Source organism: Desulfovibrio sp. (genome assembly GCF_019424165.1).
Taxonomy (GTDB): Bacteria; Desulfobacterota; Desulfovibrionia; order Desulfovibrionales; family Desulfovibrionaceae; genus Desulfovibrio.
On the sequence record NZ_JAHZAA010000020.1, the window covers coordinates 1 to 13,618 of the forward strand.

Sequence of the window (13,618 nt, forward strand, 5' to 3'; positions counted from 1 at the left end):
GGCCCCCCCCTGCCTTCAAGCACGATCTGCCGGTCCCCCCGGAACTGCGCGGCAATATACCCTACCAGCCCCCTGAGGGTCACCACCTTGATGCCGCCCGCGCATGAGCCGGGGCCGCCACCCACAAACATGAGGGCCATGAGCACCAGCAAGGTGGCCTCGCTCAGGCTGCTCATATTGACAGTATTGAAACCGGCCGTCCGGGCCACCGCAGCCTGAAAAAAAGCGGTAAGAGCCAGATCAAAACCATCGCCCAGCGCTTGCTCGTTGCCTACCCGCCAGAACTCAATGATAAAGCCCAGCGCCGCGCCCAACACAATAAGAAAAACCGTTGTCTTGAGCACAAGACGGCTGAAACGGCTGAACCTGCGCACAGGAATACCCATGCGCCCGCCGGAAATGATGCCGAGGGCTTCGCGCAGCACTCCAAAGCCGATACTGCCCAAAAAAACGCTGGCTGTGATGATGCAGTTGACCGTCACATCATCCCGAAAATTCATGAGGCTGTTGGGGCTGAGCGAGAAGCCCGCATTGCAGAAGGCCGAAACAGCATGAAAAGCCGCGCTGATCGGATGAAAAAACACAGGATCATGCCAGTAAAGCAACAGGGCCGTGACAAGCTCGATGCTGAATACCAGAGCCAGCACCTGCAAAAGAAAACCCTTGAGGTTGAAGTCGTCGCCAAGCAGAGCCTGGCTCACGGCCTCGCGACTGGTAAATGGCACGTGGTTTCGCCAGAGCAAAAAAATGATGCTCGTATAGGTCATGACGCCAAGGCCGCCCAGCTGCACAAGAAAAAGCAGCAGCATCACCCCCGCGGGGCTGAGAACAGCGCTGATGTCCACAGGTGTCAGCCCTGTAACGCAAACGGCCGACGTGGCAAGAAAGGCCGCATCTATGGGGCTGAGGCTTTGGCCTTCCTGCAGGCTCGCCGGCATGTGCAGCAAAACTGCGCCCACGGCAATAACCGCCAGAAAGGAAACTACGGGCCATGTAAGAGGGCTGAAAAATCTGTTCCGCTGCATGCCCCCCATTTATGCCAGCCGCAGGAGGAAAGCAAGACGATGAGTCATATAGCCTTTGTGCCTGCCCGTGCATCCTTGAAAATATATGAAATACCGCAGCCCATGCTCCACTTCTGCCCGGGTTAAACCGTGAGGGGCAGCTCTTTGCCACGGCAAGCTCGCCCCCTGCCCCTGTACCGGCCGCAAGCCTGCGGCCCGTCGTCAACCAGGCACGCCGTTTTTACGGAAGCGGCAACCTACACTTTACATGCGCCTGTCGCGGGGATATAGTTTGCCCCGAGCTAGGGGAGCCGTCCAAACAAGCTGCATGGCTGAGAGTGGGATTTCCCAGACCCTTGAACCTGACGCAGTTCGCACTGCCGGAGGGAAGCCGCGGCCACAAGCTGTTCCGCTGCTTGTGGTTTTTTTGCGCCCTGCGTCGCAACCCGCGAGGCACACATGTCTACCACACTTTTTTCGCAGAACGCCGCATTGCGCGGTCTTCTGGACTCTCATCTGGACAGCCTGTCCGCTGAAGAGCAGCTTGACGCCCAAAGCGTGACTGCCGCCCTTGAGGCCGGAACTATGGTTCTGCTGGGCAACCCCGCCCATAAAGGACTCAAGCCCATTCTTGTGGGTCAACCCGCCAGGGTCAAGGTGAACGCCAACATCGGCACGTCTCCCCTGAGCAACTGCCCCCGCACAGAAGAACGCAAGATACAGGCCGCCCTTGAAGCCGGAGCCGACACGGTTATGGATCTTTCCATCGCCGGCGACCTGGACGCCCTGCGCCTCGGCATGCTGGAGTCCTGCCCCCGGCCACTGGGTACGGTTCCCCTGTACGCCGTGGGCCAGCGCATACTGGACGCGGAGCGCGACATCGCCAGCATGAATCCGGACGAGCTTTTTGACGAAATCGCCAAACAGGCCCGGCAGGGGGTGGATTTTGTCACCGTTCACTGCGGGCTTTCGCGGCGCGGGGCCGAAATGGCCGTCAAAAATAACCGCGCCCTGGGCATTGTTTCGCGCGGCGGTTCCATGCTGGCCCGCTGGATGCTCGAAAACGACCGCGAAAATCCCTTGCTGGAGCATTTTGACCGCCTGCTCGACATCTGCCTGCCCTACAACGTCACCCTCTCCCTTGGCGACGGGCTGCGCCCCGGCGCGGGCGTCGATGCGGGCGATGCCGCCCAGTGGGAAGAGGTCATCAATCTGGGCCGCCTTGCCAAGTATGCACTTGAACGCGGCGTGCAATGCATGATTGAAGGCCCCGGCCATGTGCCTCTCAACCAGGTGCGCACCCAGATTCAGGGTATAAAGCGCCTCACCCACAATGCCCCGCTCTATGTTCTCGGCCCCCTGTGCTGCGACAGCGCGCCGGGTTACGACCATATCGCCGGAGCCATCGGCGGCGCGCTGGGCGTGGAAGCGGGCGTGGACTTTCTCTGTTACCTGACGCCCGCCGAGCACCTGACCCTGCCTGACGAGGCAGACGTGCGCGCCGGAGTAATGGCTTCGCGCGTGGCCGGGCATGTGGGCGAAGTGGCTTTGGGCCACCCCCGCGCCGTGGCGCGCGAGGCGGCAATGAACGCTGCCCGCAAGGCGCTGGACTGGGAAGGCATGACCAGGGCCGCCCTGGACCCGCAAATGCTTGAAAAACGGCGAGAAGACCACAAGACAGAAGAAGTCTGCGCCATGTGCGGCAAGTTCTGCGCGGTCAAGATGCTTCAGGATCACTAGAAGGCATTTTCACCGTAACGTGCTTGCGTAGCGGCGGAACGCCCTTGCTGCCTCTGGCCGTGACCAACTTCGCCAGAACAGTCGAAGCAGGCTTGCCTTGCGGGCACTGCGGGGGGATTTTGTAAAAATTCGCCCGTATCCGCACAGGGTCACACAGGACGCACAGCACAAGACAGCACAGGACAGCACAGGACAAGGCAGCCATTTTACTATTGCCTTGCCAGAAGCCTGCCCTCCCGGCGCGGTCCCTTCAGGGGAGCCGCGCCGGGGGATACTCACAAAAAGCTCGCGACAGGTCTCAACCCGCGTAAAAAAGCAGAAAAAGCGCCCGGACACGCCGGGCGCTTTTTCTCTATCATGCATGCAGCCATTCCTGCGGCCATTGACTCGCCGCATCGCCACGGGTATGCCTCTGGATTGTCCCGAACCACGGCGGGGCGGCTTCACTCCTGCCGCCCGCAGACAGACACGGCATACGGATGCGACATGAACATACCCATCCCTGCGGCCACCATTGGCCTTCTGGTTTTATCAAACATATTCATGACCTTCGCGTGGTACGGGCATTTGCGCTACAAGGGCGCTGCCTTGCCCGTGGTTATCCTTGCCAGCTGGGGTCTGGCCTTTTTTGAATACCTGCTTCAGGTGCCTGCCAACCGCATTGGTTACGGGCATTTTTCCGCTGCCGAGCTGAAAACCATACAGGAGGTCATCTCCCTGACGGTTTTCATGATTTTTTCCAGCCTCTGGCTGCATGAACCCCTGCGCTGGAACCACGTTGCGGGCTTTGCCCTCATTGTGCTGGCGGCCTGGATCATCTTCAAGGAGTGGTAACGTGGAACCAGGTCTCATCCCCCTGCTGGTGGGCATTGCCGCCGCCTTTGTGGGTGGCTTTATAGATGCCATCGCCGGTGGAGGCGGTCTTGTGACCATGCCTGCCCTGCTGCTTACGGGCGTGCCGCCGCATGCGGCTCTGGGCGCCAACAAGTTCAGCGCCTGTATGGGGACGTGCGTGGCTCTGGGCAACTTTGCCCGCAGCCGCCTTGTGCTGTGGCGCGTTGCTCTGGCAGGCCTGGCCTTTGCCCTGATCGGCTCATGGGCCGGAGCGCGCCTGGCCCTGCACACAGAGCCTGCCCTGCTGGGCAAAATTCTGGTGGGCCTGCTGCCTGTAGGCATGTGCGCAACCCTCATGCCTCGCAAGGAACGCGCGCGTGCTTACGGCGAGGCCCATATGAACGGCCCGCGCCTGTGGCTGCTGACGCCACTGGTATGCCTTGTCATCGGTGCATATGACGGGTTTTTCGGCCCCGGAACAGGCAGTTTTCTGATTCTTGCATTTCACTGGATTTTGCGCATGGGCCTTATGGAGGCCTCCGCCACCTCCAAGGTGCTTAACCTTGCATCCAACTTCGCGGGCGTGGTGGTTTTTATGCTCAACGGCGTGGTGCTGTGGAGCCTGGCCCTGCCCATGGCCGCGGCCTGCTGTGTGGGCAACTGGCTTGGCAGTCGCCTGGCCATACGTGTCGGCCCGGCGGCGGTGCGGCGTTTTCTTATGGTTTCGCTGTCGCTGCTGCTGCTCACCCTGATCTGGCAGTTTTTTCTCGCCCCGCTCGTGCAGTAGCCTGCGGCAACGCGGCAGACACACCATGCAAAAAAAATGGCGGCCCGGGCATTTGCGCCGGGCCGCCATCTTTACGTCAAGCGTAGTGACCAAAAATTCGGCTACTTGCCGGACTTCAAGGCATCACGGGCTTTTTCGGCTTCCCGCAGTTCGCTCTGGGCCTCCTGCAGCTTGTGCTTGCGTTTGGCGATCTTGCTTTCCTGCTTGTCCCGGGCAAGAGCCTTATCCAGTTCCGCCTGCCGTTCCTGCACTTTTTCCTGCTTTTCCATAACAGCTATTTCCGCTTCGGCCAGTTCACCGTCATCGGTGCACCAGGTGCGGACATTTTCCAAAGCCCGCTCAAGGCCTGCCGCCCTCTTTGCATTGTTGTGCTGCTTGGCAATATCAATCTGCCGCTGAATATGAGTCATTTTTTTCTGGCAGATGCCTTCGGCCTGCACATCACTGGCCCATACACAGAAAACCATGGCTCCGGCACACAGCGTAGCAATCATTGTTGTATAATATTTCATCATATTTTCCTCTTTGCGCGTTATACATAAGAAACATTCCGGCACCACAGCAGCCATGCCACCCCTCATACAGGCAAAAAAACAGCGTGCACGCCCCGTTGCCGGAATGCATAAAAACGGTCGTCAAACCGGGCAGACTGCTGCGGCAAGGACAAAAAACACGACGCTGATAACACGCCGAAAAGACATGAACAACGGCAAGATTCCGCCAGTCTGAAAAAGGCAAGACACAGGCTGCCTGAACGCATGTCAGAAGCGCGGGCGCTCCTGACTGCGCATCAAAAGGCGTTGCGTATAGAGCGTGCAGCTTGCGAAATATATTCGCAGTGCTTCAGACTTTCCACCTCGGCGCTTACCGGCGTGGCAAACAGCAGTGCTGCCTTCATGCCACGTTCTTCGACAGCGCTGGCGTGTTACCGCCGTGCCGGCGGTCCATCCACGCAGCCCTCAGGGCAATGCGGCCTGCAACAGTTCTGTCCGCATACACCACGAACGGCATGCACGAGGGCATATTCATCCCCTTGCCACCGGGCGGCAAAAGCAAGACGTGCCGAAAATTCGCCTGAAGAACTAGTTTATCATTTCAATATAGTAACGGCTGTCCGCTGTTTCCGGCAGCTCAAATTCAAGAGCATACCTGAGCTCGGTGGCGCTTTCGGCGGACTTGTTTCCCATAACGGCTGTGACCACGCATTTACAGGAGTTTTTGTCCGCACTCGTGGTCTTGAAGCTCTCAAAGCTGATATGCGGATCCTTTATGCCCAGTTCCTGCGCATAGGATTGCATGATTTTTTTGGCATATTTTTTACCATCGCTGGAATCACACTCCGGCGATGAGCTACAACCCGCTACAAACATAGCAAGAAAAGCCGCTGCCACCATTTTTGTTTTCAGCATGGTTGTCTCCTTGATCCTGTTTTGCCGGACGGGTAAAGCGTACGGTTCCGCACAGTAAAGCTATGACAAATATTCACCACCCGGTCAAACCGATCTGTGCCGGACGGACACGCCCCCGCGCCGTGCTGGTCCACATATTTCAACATACCAGTATAAATGAAAAATCCCGCCGAAGCGGGATTTTTCATTTATAGCGCGTTTGTAAGCGCCATCAATTTTTCAGGCTGTGGATGGGCGCGGGGATGCGCCCCCCAAGAGTGATAAAGTCTTCGGCGTTGCCACCCGGCACGGGCATGATGGCCGCCTTGCCAAGCAGGCCGCCAAACGACACTTCCTCACCCACGCCCTTGCCGGGCACGGGTATGAGGCGCACGGCCGTCGTCTTGTGGTTGATCATGCCGATAGCCATTTCATCGGCGATAATACCGGAAATGGTGGCCGCCGGGGTATCACCGGGGATGGCAATCATGTCCAGCCCCACCGAGCACACGCTGGTCATGGCTGCCAGCTTTTCAATGCTGAGCAGGCCAGCGGTAGCGGCCGCCTCGATGCTTGAGTCTTCCGATACGGGAATAAAAGCCCCCGAAAGACCGCCCACCGAAGAGGAGGCAAACGCGCCGCCCTTTTTCACCGCGTCATTGAGCATGGCCAGCACGGCCGTAGTGCCGGGCGCGCCGATGCTTGAAAGCCCGAGGCTCTGGAAAATTTCACCCACGGAGTCGCCCACCGCCGGTGTGGGGGCCAGGGAAAGGTCGGCCACGCCAAAGGGGATGCCCAGACGGGTAGCCACTTCAGTGCCGATCATTTCGCCCACGCGGGTCACCTTGTAGGCCGTGCGCTTGATCACTTCGGCCATGTCCAGCAGCGTCAGGGGCGCGCCCTTTTCGTTGCGGCCCGACTCACGGGCGCGGTCCAGGGCTTTCTTCACCACACCTGGGCCGGAAACGCCCACGTTGATCACCACATCAGGCTCGCCCACGCCAAGGTAGGCCCCGGCCATGAAAGGCACGTCCTGCGGAATATTGGCAAAAACCACCAGCTTGGCGCAGCCTATGCCGCCACGGTCGGCCGTGGCTTCGGCTACCTTGAGAATCTGCCGCCCCATAAGCGCCACAGCGTCCATATTGATGCCGCTGCGCGACGATGCCACGTTGATGGACGAGCAGATACGGTCAGTCTGCGCAAGGGCTTCGGGCAGCGCCTCAATAAGGGCGCGGTCGCCTTTGGCAAAGCCTTTTTCAACCAGGGCGGAAAACCCGCCCAGAAAATCCACACCCGCCTCTTTGGCGGCCTCGTCCAGGGCTTTGCAGACGCGCACCATGCCGTCCGGGCCAAAGGGCGCGGCCACCACCGCAATGGGGCTGACGCTGATGCGCTTGTTCACCACGGGAATGCCGTACTTGTCTCCGACTTCATCGCAGACAGACACGAGCTGTGAGGCATAACGGCGGATTTTGGCCTGCACATTGGCGGTAAAAAGCTCCAGGTCGTGGCTCACGCAGTCAAACAGGCTCACGCCCAGGGTGACGGTGCGCACATCCAGGTGCTCGTTGCGGAGCATGTTAAGTGTGCTTATGACTTCGCGTTCGGAAAGCATGGCGGTATCCTGTATGGTTGCAAGGCGAAAACGCTCTAACGCAGATCAGCTTTGGTGATGTACACTATCAAAGTGCAAGGCACGCTCGTTACCGCGCTTGACCGCGCGAGTAAATTGCGCTTGGCTTCCACGGCGGGCGTCTGCTCACGCAGCCGCCAGAGCACGGTATTTACACTGCCCTAAAAAGAACTGACGCGGTGCACGGCTTCAAAAATATCCCTGTGCTGCACACTCACCCTCAGGTCGCGGCTCTGGCCCTCGCAGGAAAGCTCACGGCGCAGACGCCCAAGGTCAACGGCATCGGGAACCATAACCTCAAAGACAAAAAGGGCATGATTGGCCCCGCCTTCGCCCAGAATGGCCTTGAGGCTTTCGATGTTCACATCGTGGCGGGCAAACACGCGGCTCATGGCCGCGATAAGACCGGGTTTGTCCGGGCCGTCGGCAGTGATGACAAAAGGCTCACAGTGAATGCTCTGGCCCCACTGCCCCTGAATGGCGGGCCGCACCAGCACCGAAAGATCCACTTTGGCCTCGGCCAGGCTGACGTTCAGCCTTTGGTGCAGGCTCTGGGCATCCAGGGCATCAGGAGCGGCCACCACAAAAATGGCGGCAAATTCGCCGGAAAGAATGCTCTGGGTCACTTCTTCAATGTTGCAGCCGTTTTCTTCAAGAATGCGGCTGACTGCGGCCACCACTCCGGGGCAGTCGCGCCCCAGAAAAGAGGCGGTATACTTGTGCATGACGCGTATCCTTACGGAAATGATCCGTGGCAGGGCCACGGGAAGGTGTCACAGGAGAGAAAATCTATATACGCAACCCTCGCGAACTTCAAGGCCAAACAGGGCATTGGCGCGGCATGAAAAGCATCTGCACGTCATCCTTGACGCTTCTTCGTGAATGGCATACCGTTACAATCCTTTAAGACCGGGCATCTCAGGAGTTTTTTCAGTGGAAAATCGGGAAAAGAAGAATAAAAAGCCTGCCGTCAAGCTGGGCACAAAGTCTAAGTACGCGGGCTATTTCATGCCCATGTTGGAAAGCTTCGCCGCCCGTGAAGGGTTGAACGAGGTCATAAAAAACCGCGTGGTCAAATCCTGTGACCTCATGGACGCGGGCGTACCTCTCTTTCCTAACAATTTCCGCAAGGAACACTCCATTGCCTGGGTGCTGGACAAATTCGGCGACCTGGAGGGCGATGCCCTGGAAACACAGGAAGATGTTGTCGCCATTGCCGGGCGCATCGTTTCGTTACGCTCTTTCGGCAAGGTGGCCTTTTTCCACATCATGGACCAGACGGGCCGCGTACAGTGCTATGCCGCGCGCGAACATCTGGACGACGCCACGCACAACCTGGTAAAAAAGCTCGACATCGGCGATATCGTCGGCCTGTCCGGGCATCTTTTCCGCACCAAAACGGGCGAACTGACCATCGCCTGCCGCACCATAAAGCTCATCACGCGGTCCATGCGTCCCCTGCCCGAAAAATATCACGGGCTCAAGGATATGGAAACGCGCTACCGCCAGCGCTACGTGGACCTTATCGTCACACCCCGCGCCCGCGAAATATTTTTCAAGCGCAGCCAGATCGTGCGCGAGTTCCGCCATTTTATGGAAGACCACGGCTTCATGGAAGTGGAAACTCCCATGATGCAGCCCCTGGCCGGGGGCGCGGCGGCAAAACCCTTCAAAACCCATCACAATGCTCTGGACATGGGCCTGTACATGCGTATTGCGCCCGAGCTGTACCTCAAGCGCCTGCTTGTGGGCGGTTTTGAAAAAGTGTTCGAGCTGAACCGCAACTTCCGCAATGAAGGGATCGACACGCGGCACAATCCCGAATTCACCATGTGCGAATTCTACTGGGCCTACGCCACGTTTGAAGACCTCATGGACCTTACGGAAAAGCTCTTTGCCCATCTGGCGCAGACAGTCTGCGGCACAACCGTGGTCCCCTATCAGGGCGAAATGATCGACCTCACGCCCGGCAAGTGGACGCGCATGAGCTTTTACGACTCGCTCACCCTCATTGGCGGCCATCAGCCGGAATTTTACAATGACTACAGCAGGGTGCAAAACTACATCCGCCAGCGCGGTGAAAAAGCCGCTGACAGCGAAAGCCTGCAAAAGCTGCACGCCAAACTTTTTGACCTGGATGTGGAAGGCAAGCTCGTACAGCCGCACTTCATCTACCATTACCCCACGGAAATCTCGCCCCTGTCGCGCCGCAACGACAACGATCCCGCGCTGACCGACCGCTTTGAGCTTTTCATTACCGGCCGCGAGATATCCAACGCGTTTTCCGAACTTAACGACCCAGTGGACCAGCGCCTGCGCTTTGAAGACCAGGTGCGCGAAAAAGAAGCTGGAGACGACGAGGCGCACAGCATGGACGAAGATTACCTGCGCGCCCTTGAATACGGCATGCCCCCGGCGGCTGGCCAGGGTGTGGGCATAGACCGCCTGGTCATGCTGCTGACGGACTCCGCCTCCATCCGCGAGGTTATCCTCTTCCCCCTGCTGCGGCCGGAATCCTAGAGCACGTTTGCTTTGAAACAACGCTGAAAGCGGCCCCAACCGGCCCATATCTGCTGACAAAAAGGCCCGTTCCTCACAGAAAGCGCACCTGCCGGTACGTTACCTGTCTGGAACGGGCCTTTCGATTTTCTGTCAATACAGCTCATTATAGTTTTTTGTTCTGCCGGTTACGCCGGAAGACCGTTACCGCTCAGGTCAGGCAGTATGGTGCGGTTTGCGCCCCGCACGCCCAAAGGCCGCCCAGCGCAACGCGCCGCCGCGCTTGGCGCAGGCTCGCAAACAATCACCGCACATGGTGCAGTTCCATCTGTCCGGGCCGCCGGGCCGCCGGGGATCAAGCCCCAACGAGCAGGCATCGCGGCACGGCCTTTCGCCCCTGCAAGAGCAGTTTTCGGCATGCCAGGCCACGCGCAGCCCAGGCCCCCAGGACGGCAGGCAGCGCGCCGCCGCGCCCAGCAGAACAGACTGCGGGCAGACATAACGGCACCACAGGCGCTTGCCGCTCACGGCTTCAAGCAACAGGGCCGCAAGGGGTAGAAGCACGGCGAAAAACAGCAGGACGGCTCCCGCGCCCTGCCAGACCAACAGCGGAACCAGCGAGAGTTCCCCGGGCATGGCAAGCAGATTAAGAACGGGATAGCCCAGCAGACCGGCCAGCGACAGCCCCAGAAGAAGCACCGCTGCTTTGGCAGCAAAGGCCCGGCCAGACCGGTTACGCCCGGCTGCCCCTCCGGCTGCCCGGTTGCTTGCCGGTATTGGCACGCCGTGGCGGCGGGCCATGCGGCACCGCGCGGCATACACCAGTTCGGAGAACAGTCCGTAAGGGCAAAACCACGAACAGAACACGCGCCCCATAAGCAGGGCAAGGGCAAGGGAGCATAACGCGCCCCATAACAGCGCGCCGGCAGGCAGCAGGCCCCCTGCCGCCACCTGGGCTGCGGCCACGGGATCAGCAAAGGGCAGTCCAAAAAAGTTCAACGAAAACAGACTGCCGCTGACCTGGCGCAGCCCGGCCCAATTGATCCAGGGCAGTAGGCAGAACAGGGCCAACGCCCCCAGTTGGACGCATCTGCGGGCCAAAGTGTACGCACTCATAGGCCGCTCCGTGGCGCGTCCAGCGTTGGGGCCGCACTCGCCGGGCAGCCCCCGGCGGATGCGGGCCATATTTCCACAGCCTGCACGGGGCAGACATATTCACAGATGCCGCAACCCACACAAGCCGTGGTCATGGCCGGCACAAGACCGCCGGAAAGCACCACGGCTGAACCCCGCAAGGGGCAACGGTCATAGCAGGTCATGCACATGACGCCCCCCGCGTAATTGTGGCAACGGTCTTTCAGGATATAAGCACGGCCCATGTTTGCCCGGGCCATGTCAGTCACCCCGGCGTCAAGCGCGCCTGACGGACATACAGGCGGGCATTTCATGCAGAGGTAGCAGGGGGTTTTACCTGCCACCACGCGCGGGGTACGCCGTGAGCGCCCCAGGCCGCCCATCAGCTCCAGGCTTTTGTGCGGGCAGGCGGCAACGCATTGCCCGCAGCGCACACACAGCCGCAGAAACTCTTCTTCCGCCGCCGCGCCGGGCGGGCGCAACGGCGGAAGAAACACGTTCATTGCAGTCTCCCGGTACCCATCCCGCCCTCTGCCGGCACAAGGCAATGTTCTTTCGCCCTGTGCGGCGGGCAGGGCATGTGTCCCTGGCTGTCCAGATCATCCTCGTAATTTATAAAGGCCACATCCAGCATGAGCACATGCGGCAGCCCGTTCACATATTCCAGGTCGCGCTGCAAGCTGTGTGAAGGACTTTCCAGCACCACCGCCAGCTTGCCCGCCTCCGCCACTTCACGCACCTCAAGCACGCCCCGCAGGTCGAGCAGCAATCCTCGCAGACCGGCCAAACGCTCCTGGGGCGCACTGATGACAATCCCGGCAATAGCCATATCCCCTCCTATGCCTTGCGCACGCGCGCGGCACAAATCTTGTACTCCGGCTCGCGTGAGACCGGGTCCGTGGCGTCCAGAAAAAGCTTGTTGACCAGCTTTTTGGGGTCAAAAAACGGCACCGCAATAAGGCCGGGACGGCAGACATCACTGACCCTGGCGGGCAGCTCCATAGCGTCCCGCCGGGTTTCCACGATGACACTGTCCCCGTGCTTGATGCCCGTTTTTGCGGCATCTTCTTCATTTATTTCCACAAAAGCGATGGGGTTGGCCTTTTGCAATTCGGGAACCTTGCCCGTCATGGTGGCCGTATGCCAGTGGTCGATAACGCGCATGGACGTAAGATACAGGGGGTACTCCACATCCGGTTCTTCGGCCGCGCCCCTGGCCGGGCGCATCCAGATCACGGCCCTGCCGTCGGGCTTGCCGTAAAAAAAGAAACGGTCGGGATGATCAGCCGGAACGCACGGATCCTGCCCGCGCACATAGCGCAACGAGGTGCCGGGGTGATCCTCGCTGGGACAAGGCCAGATCAGGCCCGATTCCTTACGCAGGCGTTCTCTTGTCATACCCCAGAAATCATAGGTGGTTCCCTTGGACACCATGCGCCATTCATTCCAGACATCCTCGGCGTTGCGGAAGTTGACAAGCTTGGGGTCCACCCCCGCCCGCTTGGCGAATTCCACAAGTGTATTCACCGTGGGGCGGCACTGGCCGGGCGGATCAACGGCCTTTTCGGTAAGCGAATACCGCCGCTCGCCGCAGCCGTACACGCCGTCGCGCTCGCACCAGAACGCCGGGGGCAGCACAAGATCGGCATATTCCAGCGTAACGGCATCCGGAAAGGCCTCAATGCAGACAATGAAGGATTCCGGATGGGACATGGCCTTGTGCACCTTGTTCAGGTTGGGCAGGGTATGGGCCGGATTGGTCTCGCAGATGATCATGCACTTCACGTCGCCCCTGCCCAGGGCTTCAAACAGGGCCACGGTATGATAGCCCGGCTCGGGCGCGATGCGCCCCTCGGGCAGGCCCCACAGCTTTTCCATTTCAGCGCGGTGCTTGGCATTGGGAATGGCCCGCCCCGCAGGGAGCAGATGCGAAAGCGCCCCGCCGTCACGCACGCCGCCACAGGCATTGGGCTGCCCGGTAAGCGAAAAAGACGTGGCCCCGGGGCGGCAGATCTGCCCGGTGATCAGGTGCAGGTTATGGATGAGATTATTGGCAAACACCCCCTGCACGCGCTGGTTGATGCCCATGCACCAGAGGCTCATGGTCGCGGCGGACTCCGCAAAGGCACGGGCCGCGCCGTAGATCTGCTCTACCGGTACACGGCATATTTCCGCCACCTTTTCCGGCCGGTAGTTTTCAAGAAAAGCCTTGTATCCCTCAAAGTCAGACGGCTTGCCCTCCGCATCCATAAAGCTGACGTAACGTTGCCAGAAACGCGGATTATCCAGTTCTTCGTTGATGATGACCCAGACCATGCTGTGCATGAAGGCCAGGTCGGTGCCGGGCCGGAAGGCCACATGCATGTCGGCTATGCGCGATGTATTGGTACGCCGCGGGTCGGCCACAATGATCTTTACGCCCGGCTCCACCTGCTTGCGGCGGGCTATGCGGCGAAAAAGCACGGGATGCGCCTCGGACGTATTGGAACCGATGATGAAAAAGCAGGTGGCCTGATCAATGTCGGCATAGGTTCCCATAGGCTCGTCCTTGCCGAAGCTCGTCATGTAGCCGCCCACGGCCGAGGCCATGCACAGC

The 13,618-nt window shown here is 59.7% G+C and carries 13 protein-coding genes and 1 riboswitch; of the genes, 4 read left to right on the forward strand and 9 right to left on the reverse strand.

The window, feature by feature from the left end; translation table 11 throughout:
* On the reverse strand, window positions 1-1,025 hold a 1,025-nt coding region (locus tag QZ377_RS08100; RefSeq protein WP_291440656.1), incomplete at its 3' end, for a potassium transporter TrkG.
* A 273-nt stretch (window positions 1,026-1,298) separates the two neighbouring features.
* Window positions 1,299-1,410: riboswitch (TPP riboswitch) on the forward strand.
* A 53-nt stretch (window positions 1,411-1,463) separates the two neighbouring features.
* Here QZ377_RS08100 and thiC point away from each other — a divergent pair.
* From thiC to QZ377_RS08115, 3 genes are all read left to right on the forward strand, one after another.
* The gene (gene thiC / locus QZ377_RS08105; RefSeq protein ID WP_291440657.1) at window positions 1,464-2,744 is read left to right on the forward strand and encodes a phosphomethylpyrimidine synthase ThiC; all 1,281 of its coding nucleotides are present in this window, start codon (window positions 1,464-1,466) and stop codon (window positions 2,742-2,744) included.
* Window positions 2,745-3,230: 486 nt separating this feature from the next.
* Complete coding sequence (locus QZ377_RS08110) at window positions 3,231-3,578, forward strand: DMT family protein (RefSeq protein WP_291440658.1); 348 nt, start codon at window positions 3,231-3,233, stop codon at window positions 3,576-3,578.
* A gap of 1 nt (window position 3,579) precedes the next feature.
* Window positions 3,580-4,365, forward strand: a complete 786-nt coding sequence (locus tag QZ377_RS08115; protein WP_291440659.1) for a TSUP family transporter — start codon at window positions 3,580-3,582, stop codon at window positions 4,363-4,365.
* Window positions 4,366-4,466: 101 nt separating this feature from the next.
* Here the strand turns inward: QZ377_RS08115 and QZ377_RS08120 are convergent, their stop codons facing one another.
* The 4 genes from QZ377_RS08120 to QZ377_RS08135 all read right to left on the reverse strand — a co-directional run bounded on the left by QZ377_RS08120 (window position 4,467) and on the right by QZ377_RS08135 (window position 8,114).
* A complete protein-coding gene (locus QZ377_RS08120) occupies window positions 4,467-4,877 on the reverse strand; it encodes a DUF1090 domain-containing protein (RefSeq protein ID WP_291440660.1) in 411 nt (136 codons plus the stop codon).
* Window positions 4,878-5,447: 570 nt separating this feature from the next.
* Entirely contained in the window at window positions 5,448-5,774 is a 327-nt protein-coding gene (locus QZ377_RS08125) for a hypothetical protein (protein ID WP_291440661.1), read from the reverse strand.
* Window positions 5,775-5,985: 211 nt separating this feature from the next.
* Complete coding sequence (locus QZ377_RS08130; protein ID WP_291440662.1) at window positions 5,986-7,371, reverse strand: PFL family protein; 1,386 nt, start codon at window positions 7,369-7,371, stop codon at window positions 5,986-5,988.
* A gap of 179 nt (window positions 7,372-7,550) precedes the next feature.
* The gene (locus QZ377_RS08135; RefSeq protein WP_291440663.1) at window positions 7,551-8,114 is read right to left on the reverse strand and encodes an ACT domain-containing protein; all 564 of its coding nucleotides are present in this window, start codon (window positions 8,112-8,114) and stop codon (window positions 7,551-7,553) included.
* 289 nt (window positions 8,115-8,403) lie between these two features.
* Here QZ377_RS08135 and lysS point away from each other — a divergent pair, with 289 nt between their 5' ends.
* Window positions 8,404-9,909 carry a lysine--tRNA ligase gene (lysS, locus tag QZ377_RS08140; protein ID WP_291440692.1) on the forward strand — a complete coding sequence of 502 codons (1,506 nt, stop codon included), beginning with the start codon at window positions 8,404-8,406 and terminating at the stop codon, window positions 9,907-9,909.
* 195 nt (window positions 9,910-10,104) lie between these two features.
* Here the strand turns inward: lysS and QZ377_RS08145 are convergent, their stop codons facing one another.
* The 4 genes from QZ377_RS08145 to QZ377_RS08160 form a co-directional block, all read right to left on the reverse strand.
* Window positions 10,105-11,004, reverse strand: coding sequence for a 4Fe-4S binding protein (locus QZ377_RS08145; RefSeq protein WP_291440664.1), 900 nt, complete (start codon window positions 11,002-11,004; stop codon window positions 10,105-10,107).
* A complete protein-coding gene (locus QZ377_RS08150; protein WP_291440665.1) occupies window positions 11,001-11,525 on the reverse strand; it encodes a 4Fe-4S dicluster domain-containing protein in 525 nt (174 codons plus the stop codon). The genes QZ377_RS08145 and QZ377_RS08150 overlap by 4 nt, the downstream gene beginning before the upstream one ends.
* The gene (locus tag QZ377_RS08155) at window positions 11,522-11,851 is read right to left on the reverse strand and encodes a chaperone NapD (protein WP_291440666.1); all 330 of its coding nucleotides are present in this window, start codon (window positions 11,849-11,851) and stop codon (window positions 11,522-11,524) included. Before QZ377_RS08155 ends, QZ377_RS08150 begins: the two co-directional genes overlap by 4 nt.
* 8 nt (window positions 11,852-11,859) lie before the next feature.
* Window positions 11,860-13,618, reverse strand: a 1,759-nt coding sequence (locus QZ377_RS08160) for a molybdopterin-dependent oxidoreductase (RefSeq protein WP_291440667.1), incomplete at its 5' end; no start/stop codon positions are given.